We start from the raw sequence: 25,579 nt of genomic DNA, 5'->3' as shown, positions 1-25,579 counted from the left end.
TCGTGAACGGTGCGAGAGAGAAGGCGCTCGCTCACAGCCGCGTTGCCCGTAGCCGCAGCGCGTTTCCAACGACGCTGACCGAGGACAGCGCCATCGCGGCCGCGGCGATGATCGGCGACAGCAGCACGCCGAACGTTGGATAAAGGATTCCGGCCGCGATCGGAATGCCTGCGGCGTTGTAGATGAAGGCAAAGAACAGGTTTTGCCGGATGTTGCTCATCGTCGCCTGCGACAATTTTCGCGCACGCACGATGCCGGTCAGATCGCCCTTCAGCAAGGTGACGCCGGCGCTCTCCATCGCCACGTCCGTGCCGGTGCCCATGGCGATGCCGACTTCGGCTGCGGCCAGCGCTGGCGCGTCGTTGACGCCGTCGCCAGCCATCGCGACGCTGCGGCCGGCCTTCTGCAGCTTTGTCACCACCGCGCTCTTCTGATCCGGCAGCACCTCGGCCTCGACATCGGCGATGCCGAGCCTGCGCGCGACAGCCTCCGCCGTCGTGCGGTTGTCGCCGGTCAGCATGATGACCTTGATGCCTTCGGCCGCGAGTGCCTTCAGCGCCTCCGGCGTGGAAGCCTTGACCGGATCGGCGATCGCGAACAGGCCGGCGAGCCGGCCGTCGACGGCCATGTTGATCACGGTCGCGCCATCGCCGCGCAGCCGTTCGGCCTCGCCATCGAGCGTTTTGGTGTCGATGCCGATCGACATCAGATATTTGGCATTGCCGAGCACGATGGTTTTGGCGTCGACCTTGCCGGTGGCGCCCTTGCCTGTCGGCGAATCGAATTGCTCGACCTGGCCCAGCGCGAGCTGCTTCTCTTTCGCCGCGCGCATGATCGCGTCGGCCAGAGGATGCTCGCTGGCGCGCTCCACGCTGGCGGCCAAGCGGAGGATGTCATCTTCCGCAAAGCCGGCCGCCGGCACGATCGCGACCACCTTCGGCTTGCCCTCGGTCAGCGTGCCGGTCTTGTCGACCACCAGCGTGTCGATCTTCTCCATCCGTTCCAACGCCTCGGCGTTCTTGATCAGCACGCCTGCCTGCGCGCCGCGGCCGACGCCGACCATGATCGACATCGGAGTCGCCAGGCCAAGCGCGCAGGGGCAGGCGATGATCAGCACGCTGACGGCGGCGACGAGGCCGAAGGCCAGCCGCGGCTCCGGTCCGAACCAGGCCCAGGCTGCGAACGCGATGACGGCAACGGCGATCACCGCCGGCACGAACCAGCCCGCGACCTGGTCGGCGAGACGCTGGATCGGCGCGCGCGAGCGCTGCGCGTCCGCGACCATCTGCACGATCTGCGACAGCAGCGTCTCACGCCCGACCTTCTCGGCGCGCATGATGAAGCTGCCGGACTGGTTGAGCGTGCCGGCGATCACCTTCGCGCCCGTCTCCTTGGTGACCGGCATGGATTCGCCTGTTACCAGCGACTCGTCGAGCGAGGAGCGGCCTTCCAGAATGACGCCGTCGACCGGCACTTTTTCGCCCGGCCGCACGCGCAGGCTATCACCGGCATGAAGGGCGTCGATTTCGACCTCATGCTCGCTACCGTCGGCATCGACGCGGCGCGCGGTCTTCGGAGCGAGCTGCAGCAGCGCCTTGATCGCACCTGAGGTCGCGTCGCGTGCGCGCAGCTCCAGCACCTGCCCGAGCAGCACCAGCACGGTGATGACCGCCGCGGCCTCGAAATAAACCGCGACCGCGCCTTCATGGCCGCGGAAGGTGGCCGGGAAAATCTGCGGCGTGATGGTGCCGATCAGGCTGTAGACATAGGCGACGCCCGTGCCCATCGCGATCAGCGTGAACATGTTGAGGTTGCGCGTCAGCAGCGACTGCCAGCCGCGGACGAAGAACGGCCAGCCGGCCCACAGCACCACTGGCGTTGCAAAGACGAGCTGGATCCGATTCGACAGCGTCGCATCGATCCAATTGTGCGGGCCCGCGAGATGGCCGCCCATCTCCAGCACGACGGCCGGCAGCGCCAGCGCGCCGCCGATCCAGAACCGCCGCGTCATGTCGGCAAGCTCGGGATTGGGACCGGTCTCCAGGCTCGCCACTTCCGGCTCCAGCGCCATGCCGCAGATCGGGCAGGTGCCGGGTCCGGCCTGGCGGATCTGCGGATGCATCGGGCAGGTGTAGATCGTGCCTGCGGGCATCTCGGGCTCGGGTGTCTTGTCCTTGGCGAGATATTTTGCGGGGTCGGCGGCGAATTTGCTGCGGCAGCCGGCCGAGCAGAAATGGAAGGTCGCGCCGTGATGATCGAAGCGGTGCTTGGACGTCGCGGGATCGACCGTCATGCCGCAGACGGGATCGCGGACTTTTGCCGCGGCGCGGTGGTCATGCGCGTGATAGCCGTGCGCGCCGCAGCATGAGGCAGCCGCGGGCTTCTCGACCGGGACAGCCTTACTGGAACAGCCGCAGCCGGAATGTGTTTCCGGCTTGCGATGGTGCTCGTGTTCGGCGTCGTTCATTGCCACGCTCCGGCCTTGCAAGTGATACCCCAGGGGGGTATATAGTCCGCATGCGCAAGGACATCAAGGCATCCGTCGGAAAACGTCTCGGCCGGATCGAGGGGCAGGTTCGCGGCCTCTCGAAAATGGTCGAGGAAGACCGCTATTGCATCGACATCGTCACGCAGATCTCGGCGGTGCGCGCCGCGCTGCGCCGGGTCGAGGAAGAGGTTCTGAAAGATCACGTCGCCCATTGCGTCGAGCATGCGATCGCGAGCGGCGACAAGGCGGACCAGCGCGAGAAGATCGCGGAGCTGATGGCGGTGATTGGGCGGGCGGAGCGGTAGATCGCCGTCATTGTGAGGAGCGTAGCGACGAAGCAATCCAGACTGCTCAGGCAGAGACCTGGATTGCTTCGCTGCGCTCGCAATGACGATAGTGGAGCGACGGCTACGCCGCCCGTTCGCGCGCCCGACCGCGCCGCCTTGGGCGGTCCATGGCCAGCTTCTTCAGCCGCCGGAAGCGCTCCGAGACGGTGACGCGATCGACCGTCTCCGCTGGGTGCGCGCTCACTTCTTCAGCCGGAATCGGCGCCTCTTCGTCAATCGTTTCAGGAACGAGCGGCGGCGCACGGAACGTTTCTGGAAACACACCGAAGGTGCCGGCTACCTCCTCGAGCGGCTTCTGCTTGTCGGCCCAGTGCAAGGCGGTGTAGTCGAAGCCGTGCACGATGGTGGGTTTGACGACTTCGAAATAGGGCGAGATGTCGAAGTCGCGGGGCATGTAGAGCGAGGAATCGCGGATGTGCAGGATCTCGCGGCGGGCAGCACGGCTGCCGGCCTTGGTGATCTTGGGCAGGATCGGGTAACGCACGGCGTCGAACGCTTGCGCGATCAGGGCCGAGCAGATGATCTTGGTGGGATCGCCCGAGCCGATCGAGATCATGCGCCGCCGCCAGCGCTGCGGGATCGGCAGCGGAAACAGAAAGCGCATCAGGTCGACGATGTTCTTGGTGTCGTAGCCGAAGCCGATGCGGTTGATTGCATAGCGGCAGACCGTGGTGCGGTCCTCATAGGACAGCCCGACCGGGCGGCAGACGCGGGTGTGATAGGGAAAATATTTCGACAGCGGCGCGGAGGTGACGCCTTCGCCGATATTGGCCTCGATCAGCACGTGCGGCTCGCCGTCGGGCTCTTCCGCACCCTCGATCGGGCCGACATAGAGTGCGCCGTGGGACCAGGTCGACTGCGTCAGATATTTGATGATGCCAGAGATGCGGTTGTTGCCCTCGACCAGCAGCACGTCGCCGGGCTCGATGACGCCGCGCAGATGCTCCGGGTCGCTCGGCGTGAACGGCTCATAGCCCGGCACCTCCTTCGAGAGGTACGCGGCAATCAGCTTGCCGACTGAGTCCAGGACCGTCCCCATTTCAAAACTCCCCCACGGCCTTTTCCGGCCGTCTTTTTCTCTTCTCTACCATGGTCGGAACGTGTTGCAATTCGGTTCATCGATTTGTGACATCAAGCACGATTGATTCACCATGATGGTTGCCGCGCAACATCAGATACGGCAAGGTTCGCTAGCTGTTCCCGTTTGCCGCAAGTCTCCGGAAACCATGACATGACAATCACGCGCCGCAGCTTCCTATCGGCGTCGGCGGGCCTTGCCGCGATGCCGGTCCTGCGCGCAACCGCCGCGACCCTGCCGCGCGAGGCTGACATTGTCGTGATCGGCGCGGGCGCGGCGGGAATTGCCGCGGCGCGGCGTATCATGGCGGCCAATCGCAAGGTCGTGGTGGTGGAGGCTGCGTCGCAGATCGGCGGCCGCTGCATCACGGATACGACCACCTTCGACACGCCGTTCGATCGCGGCGCGCGCTGGATGCACAATCCCGACACCAATCCGATGATCCGGCTGGCGCGCAGTGCCGGGCTCGACGTTCTGCCGGCGCCCTCAGGCCAGAAGATGCGCATCGGCCGCCGCAACGCACGGGCCGGCGAGACCGAGGAGTTCCTGGCGGCGTTGGTCCGGGCCAACCGCGCCATCGACGAGGCCGCGCGCGGCAAGCTCGATACCGCCTGCGCCTCGGTGCTGCCGAAGGATCTCGGCGACTGGGCCGGGGCGGCCGAGTTCATGTTGGGTGCGAGCTTCGCCGGCAAGGACCTGAAGGAGCTGTCTGTGATCGACAAGGCGCGTGCACAGGATCGCAACGCCGCGATCGCCTGCCGCCAGGGCCTGGGGACCCTGATCACCAAACTGGGTGAGCAGGCGCCGGTCGCACTGTCGACACCGGCGAGCCGGATCGTCTGGAGCAATCGCGACGTCAGCGTGGAGACACAGGCCGGCAGGATCGCCGCCCGCGCGGCCATCATTACGGTCTCGACTAATGTCCTGACCTCGGGCGCGATCAAGTTCGGGCCTGACATTCCGAAGCGCACGCTCGATGCCGCATCAAAGCTCACGCTCGGGAGCTACGATCACATCGTGCTGCAGCTACCGGGCAATCCGCTCGGCCTGTCGCGCGACGACATCCTGATCGAGCAGAGCAACTCGACGCGCACGGCGCTGATGTTCGCCAATATCGGCGGCTCCTCGCTGTGCTCGATCGATGTCGGCGGCTCGTTCGGCCGTGATCTCACCCAGCAAGGCGAGAAGGCGATGACGGCCTTCGCCAGAGAATGGATCACGAAGCTGTTCGGCAGCGAGGTCGCCGCAGCCGTGCAGAAAGCCAGCGTGACGCGCTGGAACGCCTCGCCGTTCGTGATGGGTGCGATGTCGGCGGCCTCGCCCGGCGGTCAGTTCTCGCGAAGAATCCTCGCCGAGCCGATCGGCAACATGTTCCTCGCCGGCGAAGCCACGCACGAGACGCTCTGGGGCACCGTCGACGGCGCCTGGGAAAGCGGCGAGCGCGCCGCGGACGCGGCCTTGCGCAAGATCGGCGCGCTCAAGGACGAGCCGGCCGACGTCCCGACGCAGTCCACGAAGAAGCGGCGAGCGCCGCGGCCATAGGCAATTGACCTGGACAAGCGCAGCGCAGATCCAGGACCCATGACCCCAGAAGTCGTTTGGCGAAGACTTGTGGTGGCCAGCTCGCGCTACAAACGCTGGGGTAATGGGTCCCCTGAGTTCACAAACGAAGTGCAACACTTCCATCTGGAGGTGTTGCCATGGGGCGGACTTACAAACAGCTCTCCCTTGACGATCGATGCAAGATTGCCCGCCTTTCGGCCAATGGCGGCTCGGTCGGGCAAATCGCGGCAGCTTTGGATCGGCCGCCATCAACGATCTCTCGGGAGCTGAGGCGGAACCGTGGCAGGCAAGTCGGCTACAAGCCAAGCTATGCTCAGCAGCAGACCCGGGCGCGGCGCTGGAAGGGCTCTCGCCTCGAGCGGGACGCCAGCTTGCGCCGCGAGGTCTTGGCAGGCTTGAGCCGCGGTTGGTCACCCGAACAGGTCGCAGGCAGGCTGGCCCGGGAACGTGGCCGTAGGGTGATCTCCTGCGAGAGCATCTACCGCTTCATCTACGCCCAGATCACACGCACGACGGACTTCACCTGGCGGCGCTATCTGCCTCGGGGCAAGAGCAAGCGAGGCCACCGCGGCAAACGAGGCGGGAGCCCCGCAAGCTTCATCGAAGGCCGTGTTTCGCTGGCAGAACGGCCTGCCGAGGTCGCCGATCGCAAAGTCCCGGGCCACTGGGAAGCCGATCTGATGATGTTCTCCAAATACCGGCAGGCCATCCTGGCCGTCCACGAGCGAACCTCGCGCCTGCTGCTCGCCGTTCCCATCGAACGCAAGTTCGCCGCCGGTATCGCTAGCCATCTCGTACGCCTGTTCAAAGCCGTACCGGAGGCACTGCGCCGTACCGTCACCTTCGACAACGGCACCGAGTTCGCCGCCCACCTTTCCTTGCAGCGCCTCTTGATGAAGACCTTCTTCTGCGACCCGCACGCGCCGTGGCAAAAGGGCGGCATCGAGAACGCCATCGGCCGCTTGCGCCGCTTCATCCCCCGAAAGACCGACCTTGAAAAGCTCCCAACCAAGCGCTTCCGTCAGTCCATTGCCGCCTACAACAACACCCCGCGCAAATGCCTTGACTTCAGAACCCCGGCAGAGGCCTTCTCCTCTCAACTGTTGCACTTCGAGTGTGAATCCACCTCCTGGCTTTCGCCAGGACGACTCGCGGAGAGACTTACCGTAACACCCCGTCCAGCAGCGGCAGTCCCGCGATCACCGCGAGCGCGATCAGCGCGTAGCAGATGGCGCGAAACACTTTCTCGCTGGCACGGCCGAACAGCGACGCACCGAAGGCGACGCCGATCGCATAGACCGGCCCGACGATGAGCGATAGCACAAGCGATTCGCGTGAGATCAGGCCTGTGGTCGCGTAACTGATCATCGAGAAGAAATCCGACGCGCCGAAGAACAGCAAGATGTTGGCGCGCGCGACGATCGATGCGACCGGGCGGCCGAGCCAGTAGCCGACGATCGGCGGGCCGCCGGTCTGGGCGAGGCCGCTACAGAAGCCGGAGAGGCTGCCGATGCCGACCGAGAGCCACGCGTGGTCCTTGCCGCGATAGCGCCAGCCCGACAGCAGCAAGAGCAACAGCGCGGCGACGAAGCAGGAGATGATCCACCGCGTCGTAACGGGTTCGAGCACGCTGAGGAAATAGGTGCCGACGGGCACGCCGACCAGCGCGCCCAGCACGATCACGGCGGTGGCCTTGCGGTCGGCCTTGCGCCAGGCGTCAGGCAGCAGCGGCGCGGCCGCGACGAAATCGATCACGAGGAGCAGCGCGGCAACCAGACGCGGCGCCGCGATGCTGCTCGCCAACGGCATGAAGATCAGCGCCGAGCCGAAGCCGGAGAAGCCGCGCGCGGTGCCCGAAACGAAAGCGACGGCGCAGAGCGCCATCGCAATGGTGAGGCTGACGTCCTTTGGAAGAAAGTCAGTGAGATTCATGCTCTATGATTCTCGAGCATGATCATGCTCTCAAAGTGCCGCCGGTCTTCTTCGTCACCTCCGCCACGATTTTCGCGGCGACGGCCTCGATCTCCTGGTCGGTCAGGGTCTTTTCGCGCGGCTGAATCGTCACCGCGATCGCGATCGACTTCTTGCCGTCGTCGATGCCCTTACCTTCGTAGACGTCGAACACGTTCACAGCGGTGATCAGCTTCTTGTCGACGCTCTGAGCCGCGCGCACGATGTCGCCGCCCTTCACGGTGCGGTCGACGATAAAGGCGAAGTCACGCGACACAGGCTGGAATGCCGACAGCTCGATCACGGGCTTGGCACGGGTCGGCTTTTTCTTCGCCTCGGGGATGCGGTCGAGGATCACCTCGAACACCATCAGCGGGCCGCCGGCACCGAGCGCCTCGAGCGCGCGCGGATTCATCTCGCCGAAATAGCCGAGCACGTTTTGCGGCCCGATCTGGATCGTACCGGAGCGCCCGGGATGCAGCCAGGACGGGCCGCCCGCGACGATCTGAAGGGCCTGCATTGGTGCGCCGGCGGCGGCGAGTACCGCGAGCGCATCGGCCTTGGCATCGAACACGTCAGCCTGCGCCGAACCCGACCAGTGTCGTCCCAGACCTTGCGACGACGCAAAGCCGCGGCGGAGGCCGCTTGCCGCCATGAACTGATCCTGCGGGCGATCGCCCTTGAACACCTGCCCTACCTCGAATAGCGCGACATCGCTCAAGCCGCGATCGGCATTGGCCTGCGCCGCCGCGATCAGGCCGGCCAACAGGGTCGGGCGCATGTCGGACAAATCCGACGCGATCGGGTTGGCGACCTCGAGTTCGCGCTGGCCGCCGCCGAACAGCTCTGCGGCTGACTTGGTGATGAAGGACCAGGTCACCGCTTCGATGATGCCGCGGCTCGCCAGCGCGCGCCTGGCGCGGCGGGTGCGGAGCTGGAGCGGGGTCAGCACGGATTTGCGTGCGTCCTCGCCGCGCTCGAACGGCGTCATCGGCACCTTGTCGACGCCGTAGATGCGGACGACTTCCTCGACGATGTCGGCCTTGCCGTGCACGTCGGTCCGCCATGACGGCACCGCGAGCTTCACGACGGGCCCCGGGCCCGCCATCATGAAGCCGAGATGAGTCAGGATGCGCTTCATCTCCGGCATCGGCACCTCGATGCCCGAGAGGCGCTTGACCTCGGTCACCGGAAAATCGATCACGCGGTCGTCGCCGAAGCTCTTGCCGACCACGACGTTCTCGGACGGCGTGCCGCCGCACATCTCCAGCACGAGTTTTGTCGCGAGCTCCAGCCCCGGCACCATGAAAGCCGGATCGACACCGCGCTCGAAGCGGTAGCGCGCGTCCGAATTGATGCCGAGCTTGCGGCCGGTCTGGGCGATGTTGATCTCGTTCCACAGCGCCGATTCGATCAGCACGTCGGTGGTAGTCTCGTCGCAGCCCGAGGCCTCGCCGCCCATGATGCCGGCAAGCGATTCGACGCCGTGCTCGTCCGCGATGACGCAAATCGCGGGATCGAGATTGTAGCTGCGGCCGTCAAGCGCGAGCAGCGTCTCGCCGTCGCGGGCGCGGCGCACCACGAGATTGCCCTTCACTTTCTTCGCGTCGAACACGTGCAATGGCCGTGCGCGGTCGTAGGTCATGAAGTTGGTGATGTCGACCAGCGCGTTGATCGGGCGCAGCCCGATCGCGGTCAGTCGCTTCTGCAGCCATTCCGGCGACGGCCCGTTCTTCACGCCACGCACGAGCCGCAGCGCGAAGCCTGGGCACAGCGCCGCGTCCTCGACCGTGACCTTCACCGGGCAGGGGAATTCGCCCTTGATCGGCTTGATTGTGGGGTCCTTGAACTTGCCCATGTCGGCGGCGGCAAGGTCGCGCGCGACGCCGTGCACGCCGGTGCAGTCCTGCCGGTTCGGCGTCAGGTTGATCTCGACTACGGGATCGCCGAGGCCGGCCCATGCGGCGTAGGCAGCGCCGATCGGCGCATCCGCGGGCAATTCCATGATGCCGTCATGGTCGTTGGAAATCTGCAACTCAGCCGCCGAGCACAGCATGCCGCGGCTCTCGACGCCGCGGATGGTGCCGACACCGAGCGTGATGTCCTTGCCGGGAATGTAGGTGCCGGGCGGGGAGAACACGCTGACGAGACCCGCACGCGCATTCGGCGCGCCGCACACCACCTGCACGGGTGCGCCGCCATCACCGGTGTCGACCATGCAGACGCGCAGCCGATCCGCATTCGGATGCTGCTCGGCGGATATCACCTTCGCGATGGTGAAAGGCTTCAGCGCCTTCGCCTTGTCCTCGATGTTCTCGACCTCGAGCCCGATCATGGTGAGCTTCTCGGCGAGCTTGTCCAAGGGCTCGTCGGTGTCGAGATGTTCCTTCAGCCAGGAGAGAGTGAATTTCACGAGCTCAGCCCTCCCGCGAGGGTCGGTACTTCGAGCGGCTTGAAGCCGTAATGGGACAGCCAGCGGACGTCGCTGTCGAACAGCTGGCGCAAATCGGCGATGCCGTATTTCAGCATGGCGATGCGGTCGATGCCCATGCCCCAGGCAAAGCCCTGGTACTCGTCGGGATCGATGCCGCAGGCGCGCAGCACGTTCGGATGCACCATGCCGCAGCCGAGAATCTCGAGCCAGTCCTCGCCCTCGCCGAAGCGGATCTCGCCCTTGTCGCGGCGGCACTGGATGTCGACTTCCAGCGACGGCTCCGTGAACGGGAAGAACGAGGGCCGAAAGCGCATGTTGATGTGGTCCACCTCGAAGAACGCCTTGCAGAACTCGTGCAGGATCCATTTGAGATGGCCGAGATGGGAGTGCTTGTCGATGACGAGGCCTTCGACCTGGTGGAATTGCGGCGTGTGGGTCGCGTCCGAATCGATGCGATAGGTGCGGCCCGGGCAGATCACGCGGATCGGCGGCTTCTGGCTCAGCATGGTGCGCACCTGCACCGGCGAGGTGTGGGTGCGCAACAGCATGCGGGAGCCGTCCTCCTTCGGGTGGAAGAAGAAGGTGTCGTGCATCTCGCGCGCGGGATGGCCTTCCGGAAAATTCAGCTTGGTGAAGTTGTAGTCGTCGGTTTCGATATCGGGGCCTTCGGCAACCGAGAATCCCATGTCGGCGAAGATCGTGGTCAGCTCGTCCCAGACCTGGCTCAGCGGATGGATGCGGCCGGCCTCGGCGGGCGCATCGCGCAGCGGCAGGGTGACGTCGATGGTTTCCGACGCAAGCCGCGCGTCGAGCGCCGCCGATTTCAAGACGTCGCGCCGCGCCGCGAGCGCCTCAGTGACCTTGTCCTTGGCCTGGTTGATCGCGGCGCCTTGCGTCTTGCGCTCGTCCGGGGACATTTTTCCGAGCGTGGCAAGAAGCGCCGAGATCGAACCCTTCTTGCCGAGGGCTGCGACGCGCACCGCTTCGAGGGCGGCCTCATCGCCGGCTGCGGCGATGTGGTCGAGGATGGATGTTTCGAGCATTGCGAGGTCGGACACGGTCAAATCCCTGCTGCCAAATTCGGCTGGGTTGTCGCCGCCCGAAGGCTGTAACGTCAAGCGAAAAGCCGGTCATTTCGGGCTGACGAGCGGCTGGGTTGAACCTCGCGCGGGGGCCTGGCACCAAGGGGGATACGAGGAGGCTTTCGCGATGCTCTCAAGATCCGGTCTGGCTGCTGTCGCCGCCGTTCTCTTGGTCGCCGGCAACCCGGCGCGCGCCATGGTGTGCATGGAGAAATCCATGACGCTGGACGAGGTCGTCGACACCATCGCTGCTCAGAAGGGCTGCGAAAGCGCGATCAAGGTGTTTCAGGATTGCCAATTGACCGCGAGCGGCGATGTCCAGCTCGGCGCCGCCGTCGAGAAGAAATGCGAGGCGGACTTCATGCCCGGCCTCAACATGGCGCGGAAACAGGCTTACCAACGCGAGATGCGCGTGTGTGACCGGAAGTACCGGAATAAATCCGGCACCATGTATCTGTCGTTCACGGCATTCTGCCGGGCGGAGGTCGCCCGGCGCTACTCGCAACGCGCGCTGAAGGCCGGCGGAGCCGGCCGCTAGCTCAGGCCGCCAGAGCGGCCTTGGCCTTCTCGGCGATCGCCTGGAACGACGCGGGCTCGTTGATCGCGAGATCCGACAGCACCTTGCGGTCCACGGTGATCCCGGACTTGGCCATGCCATCGATAAAGCGGCTGTAGGTCAGGCCGAACGGACGCACGGCGGCGTTGATGCGCTGGATCCAGAGCGCGCGGAACGTCCGCTTCTTGCGCTTGCGATCACGGAAGGCATAGACGAGAGCCTTCTCGACCGCCGGCTTGGCGGTGCGGATCGTGTTCTTGCGGCGGCCGCGGAAACCCTTGGCGGCCTTGTAGACTTTCTTGTGCTTGGCGTGGGCGGTCACACCGCGTTTGACGCGAGCCATGACAAAAATCCTTCGAAAGATGACTTGATGTTCGGATCGCCGCGAAAGCTGCGGCGCGGGTGGCAATGATCGTGGACGCGATCAGGCGTTCGGCAAGAAGTACTTCTTGACGTTGTCGCCGTCGGTCTTGAACAGCACGGCGGTGCCGCGCAGCTGCCGGATCTGCTTCTTCGTCCGCTTGATCATGCCGTGACGCTTGCTGCGATGAGCGAACATCACTTTGCCGGTGGCAGTCACCTTGAAGCGCTTTTTAGCGCCCGATTTGGTCTTCAGCTTGGGCATTTGGCTCTCCTAATGGCCATAGAAATCCGCCCGCAAAGGCGGCTGGCCGTCAAAATGCTCGTTAGAGCGTTGATTGTGCTCAGGTTTTACGAACAAGCGCGAAACCCGCACGGACACCGCCACGGCAGCCCTTAATCAGCCGGGCAATGAAGGCTGGGCTTATGACAGAGGACGGGCGAATTGGCAACGATGAACCGGTGGAACCTAGCCGGCGACTATCCGGAATTGCTAACCTCATGTCCGAGCCGTGTGACCCGGAGCAGGACCAGAATGCCCCCTTTTTCCCAAACGCTGTCGTCCTTGACTGATGTCGCTCGTCCGCGCTGCCTGGCGCTGTTGGCCGTGCTCGCCATGGCCGCGTTTCCGTCGAGTGCCAATGCGCGCATCCGCGGCTATGACGGCGTCTGGAACGTCACCTTCGCCACCACCCGCGGCAATTGCAGCTCGGGCTACAGCGTCCCCTTCACCGTCACCGGCAGCCGAGTGTCGTCCGCCGGCGGCGGTCGGGTCTCCGGCAGGGTCAATCGCAGCGGTACCGTCGCGGTCCAGGTCTCGGTCGGGGCCTCCCATGCCAGCGGCGGCGGCCGCCTCGCTGGCGTGAACGGCGCCGGTTCGTGGAGGGGTATCATCTCCGGCGATCAGTGCAGCGGCACCTGGCATGCGACGAGGACGTAATTATCGCCTCCAGAGGACGGTGCGCTCTCTCTTGCGCAAGCGGGAGAGGCAAAAAAACAAAACGGCCCGCCGGAGATCCGGACGGGCCGTTGAATTCTTCAGCCTAAAGAACCAGCGTCAGCGCGGCGCCAGCACCATGACGACCTGACGGCCCTCGAACCGCGCGTCCTGCTCCACCTTGGCGAGCTCGGCGACGTCGGTCTTGATCTTGTCGAGCAGCTTGGTGCCGATCTCCTGGTGCGCCATTTCGCGGCCACGATAGCGCAGGGTGATCTTGACCTTGTCGCCTTCTTCGAAGAACCGCTGCATGGCGCGCATCTTCACTTCGTAATCGTGGTCGTCGATCATCGGGCGGAGCTTGATCTCCTTGATCTCGACGATCTTCTGCCGCTTGCGGGCTTCGGCGGCTTTTTTCTGCGCGGAATACTTATACTTCCCGTAGTCCATGATCTTGCAGACGGGAGGGCTGACGTTCGGCGAGATCTCGACCAAATCCATGCCGGCTTCCTGGGCCAAGCGGATAGCCGCGACGGTCTCGATGGTGCCCTTGTTGTCACCGGTCTGATCGATCAGCTGGATCTGCGCATTGCGAATATCGTCATTGATGCGCGGCCCGTCTTTGGCGGCAGTGGGCGGGGCTTTATTTGGACGGCGAATGGGTGGTTCTCCAAAGTTATGAAAAGAGGCGGCTATTTTGCAGGAAGATACGGTTGCCGGCAAGCAATCGCTCGTGCGGCGGTCGAAAAAGCCTCAAATGCGAGGCATTTTGGCCACGGCGGGGCACGCAGAGGGACATAGACACCTTGCTTCTGTTCCGCAAGCGTCCCAAAGGGCCAATGCCGACGTCCGGCTGCGCTGCGGAGCACGTCCGGACAGCTCAAACCGCACAGCCAGAGTAAACGTTCCATGAATCACCCAATTCCCGATGCCGTGCTCGACTTCATCGATGTGGGCGAAGGCCCGTCCACACGCCGGATCGCGGTGCGCCGCCGCGCGGCCCAAGAATCAAGTCAAGGACCTGGGCTGGTCTGGCTCGGCGGTTTCAAGTCGGACATGCAGGGCAGCAAGGCCGTGGCGCTGGACGAATGGGCCCGGGATCACGGCCGCGCCGTGGTCCGGTTCGATTATTCCGGCCACGGCGAATCCGGTGGCGATTTCGTCGACGGAACCATCGGGCGCTGGCTCGAGGAAAGCGTCGCGGTATTCGAGCGGTTCTGCGACGGCCCGCAAATCCTGATCGGCTCGTCCATGGGCGGCTGGATGGCGCTGCTGCTCGCGCGCGAGATCAAAAAGCGGCAAAAGAAACTGCAAGCCAAAGCCTCGCTGGCGGGCCTGGTGCTGATCGCGCCGGCGCCCGATTTCACCGAGGAGCTGATGTGGAAGAATTTTCCGGCCGCGGTGAAGAAAGAAATCGAGACCAAAGGCGTCTGGCTGAGACCGTCGAACTATGGCGACGGCTTGCCCTATCCGATCACGCGGAATCTAATCGAGGAGGGACGCAACCACCTCCTGCTCGGCAGCGCCATCGATCTCGGCTGTCCCGTCCGCATCCTGCAAGGTGCGCAGGATCCTGACGTGCCCTGGCAGCACGCGTTCGCCCTGACCCATCGCCTGCCGGCCGACGACGTCGTGCTGACCATGATCCAGGACGGCGATCACCGCCTCTCGCGCCCGCAGGACATCGCCCGCATTCTTGCCGCCGTGGCCGAGATCGGGTGAAATCGTCACCTAGCACTCGGTGTCATCGCCCGACTTGATCGGGCGATGCAGTATTCCAGAGGCGCTCGTGCTCAAGCCGAGAAGCCGCGGCGTACTGGATGCCCCGGTCGGGGCATGACTGAGAATGGGAGGGGAGAATCGCCGATGACCACCACCGCCATGCTGCGCGCCTTCTGCGACGCCGTCGAACAACGCAACGGAAAAGCCTTTGCGGATCTCTTCACCGAGGACGGCGTCTATCACGACGTGTTCTATGGCGCCTTCGCCGGCCGCGAGAAGATCGCCGCGATGATCGACGACTGGTTCTATCGCACGGCGACCGACTTTCGCTGGGACATGCACGACCCGGTGTCGAACGGCACCACGCTCTATGCGCGCTACACGTTCAGCTATCGCTCGATCTTGCCGGAGGCTGATGGCGCGCGGGCGATGTTCGAGGGCGTGGCGATCATGACGCTCCGGGACGGAAGGATCGTCAGCTATCACGAGGTCGCCAACACCGCGCCGGCGTTTGTCGATTTGAAGTTTGCGCCGGAACGGATTGCGAAGATCGTCGCCAGACAGGGCGCGGAGCTCAAGGCGCGGCCGGAGATGAAGCGACATTTGGGTTAGCCGTCGTTCTTGCGCACCTACCGCTTCGACGGATTTACCATCGGCTTGCGCTGCGCCAGCGCCGCGACAGTGGCGGTGCCGATCGGGCCCTGCTCGTCATAGAGCCAGCATTCGCCGATCGCCACACCGTCGGTGGCCTGGTGGTTCACCACCTCGAAGCCGATCCAGTTCGTCACCGGCAGGCGGTGCAGATAGATCGTGACGTCGCTGTTGATGTAGCCGAGCCCCTTGTCGCCGGCGTTCGCGAACGGACTGGCGAAGTCCGCGCCGATGGCGACATGGACGAACGGCGTCATCGGCACGCCCGCGACCAGCTCGCGCACCTCGCTCATCCAGAGCTTTCGTGGCCCGAGCGAGCCCATGTGACCGACGATCGGTCGCGTGGTCCATTTGCCGTTCATGCCGAGCCTGGGATCGGTCGGCTTGGGAATGTCGGCCGGCTTCGGCACGTCCCAGTTCGGCGGCGACCAGACATTGCCGTCGGGATTCTGCGTTCGCCGTAACAGCTGGCACGAGGCGCGCGCCATGCCGATGCCGCCGGAAAAGAACTCTGCTTCCACGACGCGGATGCGCATCCCGTCGCGCACCAGCCGTGTCGTCACCTCGATCGGCTTGTCGATGGTGGGCAGCCGAAACATATCGACGGTCAGCCGCGCCGGCACGAATTCAGGACCGGAATGGCGCTCCTCGATGGCGAAGCCGAGCAGGCCGACGATGACGCGTCCGTGCAGCGATGTCGGATCCCACGGCCCATTGGCGACTTCCGTCGGGTGGAATGTGTCGCCGTCGCGGGTGAAGAAAGGCATGTTTGTCATGACGCGCGAGCTTGGAGGAACGTGCGGGGAAATCAAGATGCTCAATCCTCGTGGTGAGGAGGCGCGAAGCGCTCTTACCACAACAACGGTGTCATCGTCCGGCTTGACCGGGCGATCCAGTACTCCGCGGCGCTCGTGATTGAATCGATAGGCCGCGGCGTACTGGATGCCCCGGTCAAGCCGGGGCATGACACCGAGGATTAGGAAGCGAGCTCCCACTCCTCGCGCACGCCGTCATCACGCTCGCGCGCTATGGCGGTTGCTCTCATCGTTTCGAACTCATCCCGCGGCACCAACTGCCCCAGCGCCCATACCGCAGCCCCGCGTACCAGCGCGCTCTCATCCTCCAGCAATCGCCGCGCCTCGTCCGCCAGTGCCGCATCACCGGAGTTGCCGATCGCGATCAGCACGTTGCGCAAAAAGCGGTCGCGGCCGATGCGTTTCACCGGCGATTTGGTGAACAGCGCGCGAAACGCAGCGTCGTCGAGCCGTGCGAGCTCGGCAAGACCTGGCGCGCGCAAAGCGTCACGTGCGGCGAGCTTGGCCTCACGGCCCTCCTGCGCGAACTTGTTCCAGGGACAGGCGGCGAGGCAATCGTCGCAACCATAGATGCGGTTGCCGATGCTTTTACGAAATTCGCGCGGGATCGGGCCCTTGTTCTCGATGGTGAGATACGAGATGCAGCGCCGCGCATCGAGCCTGTAGGGCGCGGGAAAGGCCGCGGTCGGGCAGATGTCGAGGCACGCCCGGCACGAGCCGCAATGATCGATCTCGGCGTCGTCGCGCGGCAGTTCCAGCGTGGTGTAGATCGCGCCGAGAAACAGCCATGAGCCGAATTCGCGCGAGACCAGATTGGTATGCTTGCCCTGCCAGCCCAGATGCGCGGCTTGCGCCAGCGGTTTCTCCATCACGGCCGCAGTGTCGACGAATACTTTCACTTCACAAGGCTTCACCTCACAAGTTGCGGTCGCGACCAGCCATCGCGCCAGTGCCTTCAGGCGCTTCTTGATGAGGTCGTGATAGTCGTCGCCCTGCGCATAGACCGAGATCGCCGCGCGCGTGCGCTGTTGCAGGATCGCGAGCGGATCCTGGTCGGGGCCGTAATTGACGCCGAGCATGATGACGCTGCGCACGTCCTGCCACAGCCCGCGGGGATCGACCCGGCGCTCCGGCTGCGCGGCGAGCCAGTCCATGTCGCCATGGCCGCCGGATGCGATGAATTCGAGAAAGTGTTTTCCGGCGCTTTCGATCGTGCCGGGCTCCGTAATGCCGATGCAGTCGAAGCCGAGCGCACGTGCTTCGTTTGCCAGCGCCGTCTTCAGTTCGGTCGGATCGGAGTTCAGAAGTCCAGGTCCACGTAGGTCCGCGACGCCGGCACGCCCGCCAGCCATTCGCTCAACAGCGGACGGAACGACGGGCGGGATTTCACCCGTGCGTACCAGGCCTTTGCCGCGTCGTCCTCGCTCCATGGCACGTCGCCCAGATAGTCGATCGCCGAGAGGTGCGCCGCGGCGGCGAGATCCGCGTAGGTGAGCCGGTCGCCGGCGAGGAAATTACGCGTCTGCGCCAGCCAGCCGATATAGGCCAGATGATAGCGCACGTTTGCCTTGGCGGCGCGCATCACGTCGGCCGAGGGCGGGCCCCCGCCGTTGTCCTCGCTCATGAAGCGCTTGTAGATGCGCTCGGTGACGAGCGGGTGGGAGACTTCCTCGAAAAACTTTTCGTTGAACCAGGCCATCAGCCGGCGGACCTCGACGCGCTCGCCGATCGTGTCCGGCATCAGGCGCTTAAGTCCCATCTCAGAGCCATAGGCCTCGTCGACATATTCGGCGACGATCGCCGCGCCCGGGATCGGCGGCTGCTCGTCGTCCACCAGGACGGGCGTCGTGCCCGCCGCATTGAGCAGCAGAAATGCTTCGCGCCGCTCCCAGCTGCGCTCTTCGATCAGCTTCAGCTCAAGCCCGTATTCTCCCGCGATCAGGCGGATGAACCGCGAATGCGGACAGAACGGATGATGAAACAGCGTAAACATGAAGCCTTTGACTATGTGATGGTGCTTAAGAATCCATCAATGTTTTGTGCGGCGCCACACTAGTCATTCAAAACCGCGAAGCAAGGGCGCGACGCTGCATTTTGCGATTGCAGCAAGGGAGCGGATGGGCGAGAAGAGCCCCGCTTTTCCAGCCGAAATGGACCGTAAATATGTCAGATGCAATACGGGCAGTGATCCTCGGCATCATCGAGGGTGTGACCGAGTTCCTTCCCGTGTCCTCGACCGGCCATTTGCTGCTTGCTGAGCGCTTTTTCCATCTCGGCGAAGGCGCGTTCTGGGATTCGTTTACGGTCCTGATCCAGCTCGGCGCGATCCTCGCGATCGTCGTGTTGTACTTCAAGAAATTGTGGGACGTCGCGATCGGGATGTTCACGGGTGACGTCTATGCACGCCGCTTCGTGATCGGCGTGCTGGTGGCGTTCCTTCCCGCCGTCATCGTCGGTCTCGTCGGCGGCAAATACATCAAGAGTCTGCTGTTCAATCCCTGGGTGGTGTGCTTCTCGCTGATCGTCGGCGGCGCCATCCTGCTCTGGGTCGACAAGCTCGATCTCAAGGCGCGCGAGCATGACGCCACCCGGTTTCCGCTGCTGATGTATCTTTACATCGGTATCGCGCAGTGTCTGGCGATGATCCCGGGCGTGTCGCGCTCCGGTGCAACCATTGTCTCCGCCATGCTGCTCGGGGCCGATAAGCGCGCGGCGGCGGAGTTCTCGTTCTTCCTCGCCATTCCCACCATGATCGGCGCGTTCGCCTACGATTTCTACAAGAACCGCTCCGAGATGACGATGGACCACATGGGCATCGTCGCGATCGGCTTCGTGGTGTCGTTCGTCACCGCCATCATCGTGGTGAAGACGTTCCTGGAATACGTCACCCGCCACGGCTTCGTGGTGTTCGCCTGGTGGCGCGTGATCGTCGGCACCCTCGGCCTGATCGCGCTGGCACTGGGGCGGTAACCCCGAACTTCAAACAATTGACTGCGGGGATGGTTACGCGCTCTTGCGCTGGAATTGCCCGGCGGCGCGGAAACGCCAGAGATATTGCGGGGCGATCGCTTCAAGCGAGTCGGGCGCGATGCCGAGGCCTTCCAGCGTTAGCCCAGCGGCCTTCGCCGCGTCCGACACGACATTGTCGCGCGCGAGCAGCGTGACCTGGTCCGGCGTCAGCTTCAGCGCGCCCGGCGCGAATTGCAGGAAGTTGGCCTTGAAGCGGGCGAGGCCAAACGGCAGCGGCATCAGCATCGGCTTGCGATCGGCAATCGCGAGAATGGCCTCGATGATCTCGCGCATGGTCAGGACTTCCGGGCCGCCGAGCTCGTAGGTCGCGCCCGCCTTGGCCTTGCCGTCGACGGCATCCGCGACCGCGGTGGCGACGTCGCCGACATAGACCGGCTGCATCTTCGTGTCGCCGCCGATCAGCGGCAGCACCGGCGACATCCGCGCCAGCGCCGCGAAGCGGTTGGTGAATTGGTCCTCGGGGCCGAACATCACGGAGGGGCGGAAGATCGTCGCCGACGGCACCGCGGCCAGGACCGCGGCTTCTCCGGCCGCCTTGGCCCTGGCATAGCGCGAGGGCGATTCCGCGTCGGCGCCGATCGCCGAGACATGGATCAGCTGTGCCCCCGCGGCCGCGGCCGCCTTGGCGATGGTCTCGGCGCCCTTGGCCTGGACGGCGTCAAAACTCTGCGCGCCACCCTCGGCGAGGATGCCGACCAGATTGATCACGATCTGCGAATCACGCAGTGCCGCCTCAATCGAGGCCGGATAACGGACATTCGCCTGCACGGTGTGGACCTGCCCGACCTTGCCGGAGGGCTGGAGGTACCCGGCCAGCTCCGGCCGCCGCACCGCGACCCGGACCCGGTAGTCGCGCCGGCACAGCGCGCGGACGACATTCCGGCCCAAAAACCCCGATCCGCCGAAAACCGTGACGAGCGTGTCCAGATTCGATGCCATGGGATCCATTCCTGGGGTCCATATCCTGCGGGAAGAGTGCGTCTCGTCAGGCTTGTATCGGGCCGGTTTGCGATGCGCAATCCGCATCCCGAAGCGGGGTTCAAGCATGAATTGACAACCGCGTCACCGAACCGTAGTAACCGCCTCCGTGCCTAACCGGCATGCCCAGGTGGTGGAATTGGTAGACGCGCTGGCTTCAGGTGCCAGTGGCTTAACGGCCGTGAAGGTTCGAGTCCTTTCCTGGGCACCATCTCCTACTCAAGCGATTGAAATCGCTTTTGCAGGGAATTTGAGTTGCTGACCGGTACTCAAAACCGAGGCACGGCGATCGCAGGCGATCTGGAGGCTGGCTTCAGTCGTTCAGGCAAGCGCTACGCGCCGACGTCCACCGCGCTCGCGGCCGAAGCCGTCATCGCTATGTGGGAAAAGGTCGGCAAAGCTGATGACCCCAAGCGCCTAAGAGGTCTCAATGCTCGTTGACCGCGGCGCCGAGCTTGATCAGGCTCAGCGAGCGGTTCGCGGTCTCGCGCAGGCGGCAGTAGCTCGCGCTGCCCCGGTACATGCCGGGATCGACCTTGTCGAAGACCGCGCAGAAGCCATCACGCGACGCGGCGAAAGTTTTCTGCGAGTCATTGACCGCCTTGATCGCGTCGGCGAACCCGCCGGCCTGAACCTTCTTTAGCGCCTCATTGGTTTTCTGCGTCCAAATGGCGAGTTCGCGCGCCGCGCAGGCTTTCCATTTGGCGACATCGTCATTCGCGCCCTCTGCCGCTTTGATGCAGGGGTCGGCGACGAGCCCAACGCACGCGCCGCCGAAACCGCCGGTTTTCTCCGCGGTCTTCAGGCAGCCATCGATCACCGCAAGTTCGGCTGGCGCGATGCCTTGGGCGAAAGCCATCGATGCGATCGGGAGGCTTGCGGCGAGCATCGCGACGGCAAGTTTGAGCTTCATTGGAGATCTCCGTTCGACGCATCGAAAATATGGAACAGAACACCACTGCGAGCGCATGAAGCTCAGCGAGACGGTAGACCGGCGGATGTGGCGGAAGGGCCGGACGGCGAGTGCGAAGGGAAAACGAGGGGGTATGCGGCTTCGGCTACGCCCTCTCCAATCAATGCCTTTGATGTGCCTTGACCTGACTTACGGGATTTTCGACCAATAGGTGATACATGCAACTTTGGTCATCGAAGGCCCAGCGTTGGTTCACCTGAATGTGGAACAGGAGCTACGCTGACGAATAATGACGGCGGGACCGCTTAAGGCACGCACTGGCGATCTCCACGCTGCGCGGTCGCGGTCTCGCGGGCCTCCATTTGGACAACTGAAGGTGACGATCGAGTCTTTTCCTGGGCACCACACCCAACCCAGGTCGTTGAATCGCTCCCGCCGGTGAGACCACCTCCGCCCCCGAAGCCGGTGACTGCGCCGCCGCCGCTGCCGAAACCGGTAGCTGAAGCGATTTCGGGCATTTTCCAGCAATGCCATTAATAACAGCTCGGGGATGAGACGATGCAGGTCCGCTTCGAAGATTTCCAAGTGTAAACAGCTGCTTGGGAGACCTCGGAAGCCCGCCGTTGAGCGGAATTTCATTCCGCCAATCCCCCCTCGGTTGCATCGTCCGAATTTACCCCGCTTTAGACAAACTAGCTCTTAGTCAGCGGGCAGGCTCGCATCCGGCCGTCGGCGAGCGCGGAGCCATCGGGCTCGCTTTATCGTGGGGGAAGCGGTGGATCAGCATCAGGTCTGGCACGAGCCGGCATTCGACAAGGCTGCGAACGCGATCAGCCCGTTTCTCCTGAGATCGGGAATTTATCTGTTCCTGATCTCGTTCATCTGCCTGTTCTACGTCTTGAACGCGCCGCTTCTGCTCGGCCATTACGATCTGGGCTGGCATCTGGCGGCCGGAGATATCATCCGGGAGCGCAACGCCATCCCGCTCCACGACCCCTGGTCGTTCACCCACGGCGACAAGCCATGGCTCAATCTGTCCTGGCTCTGGGACGCGCTTGCCAGTGCGACGTTTCAATACGCAGGCTTTGGCAGCCTCGTCCTGCTGACGGTGGCCTGCGGCGCAGCGATCGTCGGCATCCTGACCGCGATCTCTCTCGGCTACGGCGCGTCGGCGATCGCGGTCTGCGTCTCGGTCTTCTTGGCCTGCCTGCTCTATCCCGCTTACGAAGCTTCGCCGAACATGTATCTCGCGGTCTCGCCGAATACATGCACGATGTTGTTCTGCGTCGTCTTCTATCGCGAATGCCTGCGACGAACGCGATGGTTCGTGCTTCCCGTGTTGATGGTGCTCTGGGCCAATCTGCATGGCGGTTTTCTGCTCGGCTTTTTCGTGATCGGCGTCTTCTGCGGCGGCGCCGTGCTCAGAGGGGCCTGGGCCGAGCTCCGGATCCTTGCTCTCGCGGGGATCGGGTGCCTTGCCGCGACCTCCATCAATCCGCTCGGCTGGAATATCTATGCCGGTGCCGCCGCGACGATGGGGCACTTCGTCCAGGGCAATATCGGCGAATGGCTGTCCTACTATCACAACATGGAAATGCCGGGCAGCATTCCCGGCATCCTGTACATGCTGGCCTTCGTCGCGCTCGAGCTTCGCTACAGAAACTCCAGACCGATCCCGCTCGAGCCGAGATTGATGTCCTGGCTGTTTCTGATTCTGGGACTGTATCAGTTCAGGTACATCGCTTTCTTCTTCATTTTCTCGACCGCGCCGATGGCGCTTCACCTCAGCCGCTTGCTGCCTGAGCGTCTCACCGGTCGGGACGTGAGGGGAGCGTTGCTGGCCGCCGGCATCGTCGGTCTCGGCACCCTGCCGATGGCCTATTTGAACGTTGCACCGGCGCTCGCACTTCCGCCGATGCTGTCGAGTGAAGATGCCGGCTATCTGCGAAAGCATCTCGCAGGTCGGCGGGTCCTGAACAATTGGAACGTCGGCGGCTACCTGATCTTCGCGACGCACGGCACCGTCCCCCCATTCGTCGACGGTCGCGCCGCGACCGCCTATCCGGACGATTTGCTGCGCGACTATTTCAAGCTGGTGAGCTGGGAGATCGACGAAGCCGCGTGGGACATGGTGCTCGACAAATACCGGATCGACGCCGTGCTGTGGGTCAAGGCGCACGAACAGCTGCGGCGATTTCTGGTGGAGCGGCGAGGCTGGCGCGAGCAATACACCGGCGCTTACGAGACCGTTTACGTCAGGCCGCAATCCGGTTTCGCCGGCGAAGCCAAAAGACAATGACGACCAGCGCCGCGGCTCTGTATGACCAGCCGCGCCTGATGCTTGCGCCGGCGGCTGCCAGCGGATACATCGCGGCCGGCCCTCGCCAGCGTCTGTGCCGGGGATTAGCCTGCAAAGCGCACCGATTCGATTGAGGTTTGAAACGCCATGACCGTACGCCTGCACCGCGGCGACCTGCCCGATCTGTCCCGCTATACCGGAGCGGTGGCGATCGACACCGAGACCATGGGCCTGAACCCGCATCGCGACCGGCTCTGCGTGGTGCAGCTCTCACCCGGCGACGGCAGCGCGGACGTGGTGCAGATCCCCAAAGGTCATACCGACGCGCCGAACTTGAAGGCGCTTTTGGCCAATCCCGCGAACACGAAAATCTTCCACTTTGCGCGGTTCGACGTCGCGGTGCTGTACCAGACGTTTGGTGTCATGACCGGGCCGATCTACTGCACCAAGATCGCCTCCCGCCTGATCCGCACCTATACCGACCGCCATGGCCTCAAGGACCTCGTGCGCGAGGTGCTCAATGTCGACCTCTCCAAGCAGCAGCAATCGAGCGATTGGGGTTCCGACAGCCTGACCGAGCCGCAGCTCGCCTACGCCGCCTCCGACGTGCTGCATCTGCACGGCTTGCGCGAGCGGCTCGATGCCATGCTGGCGCGGGAAGGCCGCACGGCGCTGGCCAAAGCCTGTTTCGACTTCCTGCCGACCCGCGCTTTGCTCGATCTCCAGGGCTGGGCCGAAGAGGACATTTTCGCGCATTCCTAGAGTTTAGCGCGGCGGCCAAGCTGGGCGGTCGCCCCGTTTCAGACACTTTCGTAACGGCCTGTCGCGGGCTGCATATTTTGGCGTTGCCGGCTACAATGGGGCGCCCGCCAGCCGGACAAGGCGAGCGACACCTCAGGAGCCCAGGTGAATTCGGCCCACAATGTCACCTACGACGCCGCGCTCGCGGCGAAGTTCGCCAGCGCGGCGCGCCACAGCCGCCTGGTGCGGATTCTGCGCATCGCGGTGCCGACGACAGTGGCCGCGGCCATGGGTCTGCTCGTCCTCATCTCGACCATTTTCAACCCGTTCCAGATCCCCGTGAAGCTCGACTCCGGAAATCTCGTGGTCACTGGCACGAAGATCACGATGGAATCGCCGCACATGTCCGGCTTCACGCCGGACCAGCGGCCCTACGAGCTCTGGGCCAAGACCGCGACCCAGGACATCACCGATCCCGATCATGTCGATCTCCATGATTTGCGCGCGAAGGTGCTGATGGAAGACCAATCGACCCTGTTCCTCGATGCCCGCACTGGACGGTTCGACAACAAGCAGCAGCAGCTCGACCTGCACAAGGACATCTTCCTGCGCACCTCGACCGGCTACGAGGCGCGGCTGAACTCGGCCTTCGTCGACATGGGCAAGGGCACGGTCTCCTCGGACGAGCATGTCGACGTCAAGCTGACCAACGGAACGCTGACGGCCGATCGGCTGCGGATCACGGAAGGCGGCGACGTCATCCGCTTCGAAGGGAATGTGGTGATGCACCTCGACAAGCTGGACGATCCTGCCGCCACTCAGCCCGCGCCGACTGAACCCGCGCCGGCTGCGAAGACACGTACGCCCCAGAACAAGTCCGCCAATTCAAAGTGATTTTCATGATCAGGTTTTTTCCGCGCAACGACGGCAAGCGGCGCGTCATCCCGGGTGCGGCCGCGCTCGCCGTCGGCATCGCACTGGTCGCAACGGGTGCGGCGATCGCGCAGAGCACGATGCAAGGCGTGCCCAACGCGATGCAGGGCTTCTCGCAGAACCGCGATCAGCCGATCCAGATCGAGGCCGCCTCGCTCGAGATGCGCGACAAGAAGAAGGAAGCGACGTTTTCCGGCAATGTGAAGGTCATTCAGGGCGACACCACCATGACCTCGAAGACGCTGGTGGTGTTTTACGATTCGGGCGGCGACAAGCCGGCCGCGCCACAGCCTGCGGCAAAGGCGACCAAGGGGGCGCCGATGCAGTCGGCGACGCCGGGACCGGGCGGCAACTCCTCGATCAAGCGACTGGAGGCGCGCGGCAATGTCGTCGTCACCCAGAAGGACCAGGTGGTCACGGGCGAGACCGCCGTGTTCGACACCCGCACCAACCTCATCACCATGCTCGGGGGCGTCGTCTTGACGCAGTGCAAGAACGTGCTGCGCGGCGACCGGCTGGCGGTCGACATGACCACGGGCGTGTCGCGTGTGGAATCCGATAGCGGCCGGGTGCAGGCGCTGCTGCCGCAGGGCGGCGGCAATGATTGCGGATCCGGAGGCGCGGGCAAGCCCGGCGCGGGACCTCTGCAATTGCCTGGCGCAACTAAACCCAAATAAGTCAGCGTAGACCCAAGCCCGTCAA

25 protein-coding genes, 1 tRNA gene and 1 pseudogene are annotated in these 25,579 nt (G+C 64.2%); 14 read left to right on the top strand and 13 right to left on the bottom strand.

All coding sequences use genetic code 11. The annotated features are described in order from the left end of the window. Nucleotides 1-31 precede the first annotated feature (31 nt). Nucleotides 32-2,467: a heavy metal translocating P-type ATPase gene (locus IVB54_RS39195; protein WP_247295837.1), complete on the bottom strand. Its 2,436-nt coding sequence runs from the start codon at nt 2,465-2,467 to the stop codon at nt 32-34. A 50-nt stretch (nt 2,468-2,517) separates the two neighbouring features. Here IVB54_RS39195 and IVB54_RS39190 point away from each other — a divergent pair, with 50 nt between their 5' ends. After that, the gene (locus IVB54_RS39190; RefSeq protein WP_007598521.1) at nt 2,518-2,793 is read left to right on the top strand and encodes a metal-sensitive transcriptional regulator; all 276 of its coding nucleotides are present in this window, start codon (nt 2,518-2,520) and stop codon (nt 2,791-2,793) included. A 103-nt stretch (nt 2,794-2,896) separates the two neighbouring features. Here IVB54_RS39190 and IVB54_RS39185 read toward each other — a convergent pair whose 3' ends face one another. Then, a complete protein-coding gene (locus tag IVB54_RS39185; protein ID WP_018459587.1) occupies nt 2,897-3,874 on the bottom strand; it encodes a YiiX/YebB-like N1pC/P60 family cysteine hydrolase in 978 nt (325 codons plus the stop codon). A 192-nt stretch (nt 3,875-4,066) separates the two neighbouring features. Between IVB54_RS39185 and IVB54_RS39180 the strand changes: the two genes are divergently transcribed. Both IVB54_RS39180 and IVB54_RS39175 read left to right on the top strand, forming a co-directional pair. Further along, complete coding sequence (locus IVB54_RS39180; protein ID WP_247777014.1) at nt 4,067-5,455, top strand: FAD-dependent oxidoreductase; 1,389 nt, start codon at nt 4,067-4,069, stop codon at nt 5,453-5,455. Nucleotides 5,456-5,613: 158 nt separating this feature from the next. Next, nucleotides 5,614-6,474: pseudogene (locus tag IVB54_RS39175) on the top strand (IS30 family transposase); the annotation flags it as partial. Between the two features lie 163 nt (nt 6,475-6,637). Here the strand turns inward: IVB54_RS39175 and IVB54_RS39170 are convergent. From IVB54_RS39170 to pheS, 3 genes are read right to left on the bottom strand one after another with little or no spacing between them, the layout of a single operon-like run. Next, nucleotides 6,638-7,408, bottom strand: coding sequence for a sulfite exporter TauE/SafE family protein (locus IVB54_RS39170; protein WP_018455726.1), 771 nt, complete (start codon nt 7,406-7,408; stop codon nt 6,638-6,640). Nucleotides 7,409-7,430: 22 nt separating this feature from the next. Continuing rightward, nucleotides 7,431-9,839: a phenylalanine--tRNA ligase subunit beta gene (gene pheT, locus IVB54_RS39165; protein WP_247777013.1), complete on the bottom strand. Its 2,409-nt coding sequence runs from the start codon at nt 9,837-9,839 to the stop codon at nt 7,431-7,433. Further along, nucleotides 9,836-10,918 carry a phenylalanine--tRNA ligase subunit alpha gene (gene pheS / locus IVB54_RS39160; protein ID WP_026233010.1) on the bottom strand — a complete coding sequence of 361 codons (1,083 nt, stop codon included), beginning with the start codon at nt 10,916-10,918 and terminating at the stop codon, nt 9,836-9,838. Before pheS ends, pheT begins: the two co-directional genes overlap by 4 nt. Before the next feature lie 151 nt (nt 10,919-11,069). On the opposite strand from pheS, the gene IVB54_RS39155 reads away from it, so the two are divergent. Further along, nucleotides 11,070-11,480, top strand: coding sequence for a hypothetical protein (locus IVB54_RS39155; protein ID WP_026233011.1), 411 nt, complete (start codon nt 11,070-11,072; stop codon nt 11,478-11,480). Between the two features lies 1 nt (nt 11,481). On the opposite strand, the gene rplT is transcribed toward IVB54_RS39155, so the two are convergent. Further along, on the bottom strand, nt 11,482-11,841 hold the full coding sequence (gene rplT / locus IVB54_RS39150; RefSeq protein WP_007598538.1) for a 50S ribosomal protein L20: 360 nt from the start codon (nt 11,839-11,841) through the stop codon (nt 11,482-11,484). 81 nt (nt 11,842-11,922) lie between these two features. Then, nucleotides 11,923-12,123, bottom strand: a complete 201-nt coding sequence (gene rpmI, locus IVB54_RS39145; RefSeq protein WP_007598540.1) for a 50S ribosomal protein L35 — start codon at nt 12,121-12,123, stop codon at nt 11,923-11,925. 270 nt (nt 12,124-12,393) lie between these two features. Between rpmI and IVB54_RS39140 the strand changes: the two genes are divergently transcribed. Continuing rightward, complete coding sequence (locus IVB54_RS39140; RefSeq protein ID WP_026233012.1) at nt 12,394-12,798, top strand: hypothetical protein; 405 nt, start codon at nt 12,394-12,396, stop codon at nt 12,796-12,798. A gap of 117 nt (nt 12,799-12,915) precedes the next feature. On the opposite strand, the gene infC is transcribed toward IVB54_RS39140, so the two are convergent. After that, nucleotides 12,916-13,455 (bottom strand): translation initiation factor IF-3, encoded by a 540-nt coding sequence (gene infC / locus IVB54_RS39135; RefSeq protein WP_085349942.1) that lies wholly within the window; start codon nt 13,453-13,455, stop codon nt 12,916-12,918. A 249-nt stretch (nt 13,456-13,704) separates the two neighbouring features. Here infC and IVB54_RS39130 point away from each other — a divergent pair, with 249 nt between their 5' ends. After that, the gene (locus tag IVB54_RS39130; RefSeq protein WP_018455731.1) at nt 13,705-14,517 is read left to right on the top strand and encodes an alpha/beta hydrolase; all 813 of its coding nucleotides are present in this window, start codon (nt 13,705-13,707) and stop codon (nt 14,515-14,517) included. A gap of 144 nt (nt 14,518-14,661) precedes the next feature. Further along, entirely contained in the window at nt 14,662-15,129 is a 468-nt protein-coding gene (locus IVB54_RS39125) for a nuclear transport factor 2 family protein (protein WP_018455732.1), read from the top strand. A gap of 17 nt (nt 15,130-15,146) precedes the next feature. Here the strand turns inward: IVB54_RS39125 and IVB54_RS39120 are convergent, their stop codons facing one another. The 3 genes from IVB54_RS39120 to IVB54_RS39110 all read right to left on the bottom strand — a co-directional run bounded on the left by IVB54_RS39120 (nt 15,147) and on the right by IVB54_RS39110 (nt 17,976). Next, nucleotides 15,147-15,944, bottom strand: coding sequence for an acyl-CoA thioesterase domain-containing protein (locus tag IVB54_RS39120; protein ID WP_018455733.1), 798 nt, complete (start codon nt 15,942-15,944; stop codon nt 15,147-15,149). Nucleotides 15,945-16,144: 200 nt separating this feature from the next. Next, the gene (gene queG, locus IVB54_RS39115; protein WP_018455734.1) at nt 16,145-17,335 is read right to left on the bottom strand and encodes a tRNA epoxyqueuosine(34) reductase QueG; all 1,191 of its coding nucleotides are present in this window, start codon (nt 17,333-17,335) and stop codon (nt 16,145-16,147) included. After that, the gene (locus tag IVB54_RS39110) at nt 17,284-17,976 is read right to left on the bottom strand and encodes a glutathione S-transferase family protein (protein ID WP_018455735.1); all 693 of its coding nucleotides are present in this window, start codon (nt 17,974-17,976) and stop codon (nt 17,284-17,286) included. Before IVB54_RS39110 ends, queG begins: the two co-directional genes overlap by 52 nt. A 170-nt stretch (nt 17,977-18,146) precedes the next feature. Between IVB54_RS39110 and IVB54_RS39105 the strand changes: the two genes are divergently transcribed. Continuing rightward, nucleotides 18,147-18,953, top strand: coding sequence for an undecaprenyl-diphosphate phosphatase (locus IVB54_RS39105; protein WP_026233013.1), 807 nt, complete (start codon nt 18,147-18,149; stop codon nt 18,951-18,953). A gap of 33 nt (nt 18,954-18,986) precedes the next feature. On the opposite strand, the gene IVB54_RS39100 is transcribed toward IVB54_RS39105, so the two are convergent. Beyond that, nucleotides 18,987-19,952 (bottom strand): complex I NDUFA9 subunit family protein, encoded by a 966-nt coding sequence (locus IVB54_RS39100; RefSeq protein WP_018455737.1) that lies wholly within the window; start codon nt 19,950-19,952, stop codon nt 18,987-18,989. Nucleotides 19,953-20,115: 163 nt separating this feature from the next. On the opposite strand from IVB54_RS39100, the gene IVB54_RS39095 reads away from it, so the two are divergent. Together IVB54_RS39095 and IVB54_RS39090 are read left to right on the top strand one after the other, a co-directional pair. Beyond that, nucleotides 20,116-20,202 (top strand) — tRNA-Leu (locus IVB54_RS39095). Nucleotides 20,203-20,246: 44 nt separating this feature from the next. Further along, the gene (locus IVB54_RS39090; RefSeq protein ID WP_157642950.1) at nt 20,247-20,432 is read left to right on the top strand and encodes a hypothetical protein; all 186 of its coding nucleotides are present in this window, start codon (nt 20,247-20,249) and stop codon (nt 20,430-20,432) included. Here the strand turns inward: IVB54_RS39090 and IVB54_RS39085 are convergent. Next, the gene (locus IVB54_RS39085) at nt 20,419-20,880 is read right to left on the bottom strand and encodes a lysozyme inhibitor LprI family protein (protein WP_245288424.1); all 462 of its coding nucleotides are present in this window, start codon (nt 20,878-20,880) and stop codon (nt 20,419-20,421) included. The two genes, IVB54_RS39090 and IVB54_RS39085, sit on opposite strands and share 14 nt — an antisense overlap. Nucleotides 20,881-21,679: 799 nt before the next feature. On the opposite strand from IVB54_RS39085, the gene IVB54_RS39080 reads away from it, so the two are divergent. The 4 genes from IVB54_RS39080 to IVB54_RS39065 all read left to right on the top strand — a co-directional run bounded on the left by IVB54_RS39080 (nt 21,680) and on the right by IVB54_RS39065 (nt 25,554). Then, nucleotides 21,680-23,203, top strand: coding sequence for a hypothetical protein (locus IVB54_RS39080; RefSeq protein WP_018455739.1), 1,524 nt, complete (start codon nt 21,680-21,682; stop codon nt 23,201-23,203). Nucleotides 23,204-23,350: 147 nt separating this feature from the next. Continuing rightward, nucleotides 23,351-23,965: a ribonuclease D gene (locus IVB54_RS39075; protein WP_007598566.1), complete on the top strand. Its 615-nt coding sequence runs from the start codon at nt 23,351-23,353 to the stop codon at nt 23,963-23,965. Between the two features lie 144 nt (nt 23,966-24,109). Beyond that, complete coding sequence (gene lptC, locus IVB54_RS39070) at nt 24,110-24,838, top strand: LPS export ABC transporter periplasmic protein LptC (protein ID WP_018455740.1); 729 nt, start codon at nt 24,110-24,112, stop codon at nt 24,836-24,838. A 5-nt stretch (nt 24,839-24,843) separates the two neighbouring features. Next, entirely contained in the window at nt 24,844-25,554 is a 711-nt protein-coding gene (locus IVB54_RS39065; protein ID WP_026233014.1) for an LptA/OstA family protein, read from the top strand. Nucleotides 25,555-25,579: the final 25 nt, after the last annotated feature.

Origin of the sequence: Bradyrhizobium sp. CW1, from assembly GCF_023100665.1 — a bacterium.
Lineage (GTDB): Bacteria > Pseudomonadota > Alphaproteobacteria > Rhizobiales > Xanthobacteraceae > Bradyrhizobium > Bradyrhizobium canariense_D.
The sequence above is the reverse complement of the archived record's forward strand: the minus strand, read 5'-3'. Positions and strand labels throughout refer to the sequence as shown.

What these genes read in the sequence shown, in the direction of transcription:
- IVB54_RS39170 (WP_018455726.1), bottom strand. Translation starts at nt 7,408, where the DNA reads ATGAATCTCACTGACTTTCTTCCAAAGGACGTCAGCCTCACCATTGCG.
- IVB54_RS39155 (WP_026233011.1), top strand. Translation starts at nt 11,070, where the DNA reads ATGCTCTCAAGATCCGGTCTGGCTGCTGTCGCCGCCGTTCTCTTGGTC.
- IVB54_RS39075 (WP_007598566.1), top strand. Translation starts at nt 23,351, where the DNA reads ATGACCGTACGCCTGCACCGCGGCGACCTGCCCGATCTGTCCCGCTAT.
- IVB54_RS39105 (WP_026233013.1), top strand. Translation starts at nt 18,147, where the DNA reads ATGTCAGATGCAATACGGGCAGTGATCCTCGGCATCATCGAGGGTGTG.
- IVB54_RS39065 (WP_026233014.1), top strand. Translation starts at nt 24,844, where the DNA reads ATGATCAGGTTTTTTCCGCGCAACGACGGCAAGCGGCGCGTCATCCCG.
- rplT (WP_007598538.1), bottom strand. Translation starts at nt 11,841, where the DNA reads ATGGCTCGCGTCAAACGCGGTGTGACCGCCCACGCCAAGCACAAGAAA.
- IVB54_RS39185 (WP_018459587.1), bottom strand. Translation starts at nt 3,874, where the DNA reads ATGGGGACGGTCCTGGACTCAGTCGGCAAGCTGATTGCCGCGTACCTC.
- IVB54_RS39125 (WP_018455732.1), top strand. Translation starts at nt 14,662, where the DNA reads ATGACCACCACCGCCATGCTGCGCGCCTTCTGCGACGCCGTCGAACAA.
- IVB54_RS39085 (WP_245288424.1), bottom strand. Translation starts at nt 20,880, where the DNA reads ATGCTCGCCGCAAGCCTCCCGATCGCATCGATGGCTTTCGCCCAAGGC.
- IVB54_RS39110 (WP_018455735.1), bottom strand. Translation starts at nt 17,976, where the DNA reads ATGTTTACGCTGTTTCATCATCCGTTCTGTCCGCATTCGCGGTTCATC.
- queG (WP_018455734.1), bottom strand. Translation starts at nt 17,335, where the DNA reads ATGGCTGGCGGGCGTGCCGGCGTCGCGGACCTACGTGGACCTGGACTT.
- IVB54_RS39130 (WP_018455731.1), top strand. Translation starts at nt 13,705, where the DNA reads ATGAATCACCCAATTCCCGATGCCGTGCTCGACTTCATCGATGTGGGC.
- IVB54_RS39100 (WP_018455737.1), bottom strand. Translation starts at nt 19,952, where the DNA reads ATGGCATCGAATCTGGACACGCTCGTCACGGTTTTCGGCGGATCGGGG.
- IVB54_RS39120 (WP_018455733.1), bottom strand. Translation starts at nt 15,944, where the DNA reads ATGACAAACATGCCTTTCTTCACCCGCGACGGCGACACATTCCACCCG.
- rpmI (WP_007598540.1), bottom strand. Translation starts at nt 12,123, where the DNA reads ATGCCCAAGCTGAAGACCAAATCGGGCGCTAAAAAGCGCTTCAAGGTG.
- IVB54_RS39140 (WP_026233012.1), top strand. Translation starts at nt 12,394, where the DNA reads ATGCCCCCTTTTTCCCAAACGCTGTCGTCCTTGACTGATGTCGCTCGT.
- IVB54_RS39195 (WP_247295837.1), bottom strand. Translation starts at nt 2,467, where the DNA reads ATGAACGACGCCGAACACGAGCACCATCGCAAGCCGGAAACACATTCC.
- IVB54_RS39180 (WP_247777014.1), top strand. Translation starts at nt 4,067, where the DNA reads ATGACAATCACGCGCCGCAGCTTCCTATCGGCGTCGGCGGGCCTTGCC.
- IVB54_RS39190 (WP_007598521.1), top strand. Translation starts at nt 2,518, where the DNA reads ATGCGCAAGGACATCAAGGCATCCGTCGGAAAACGTCTCGGCCGGATC.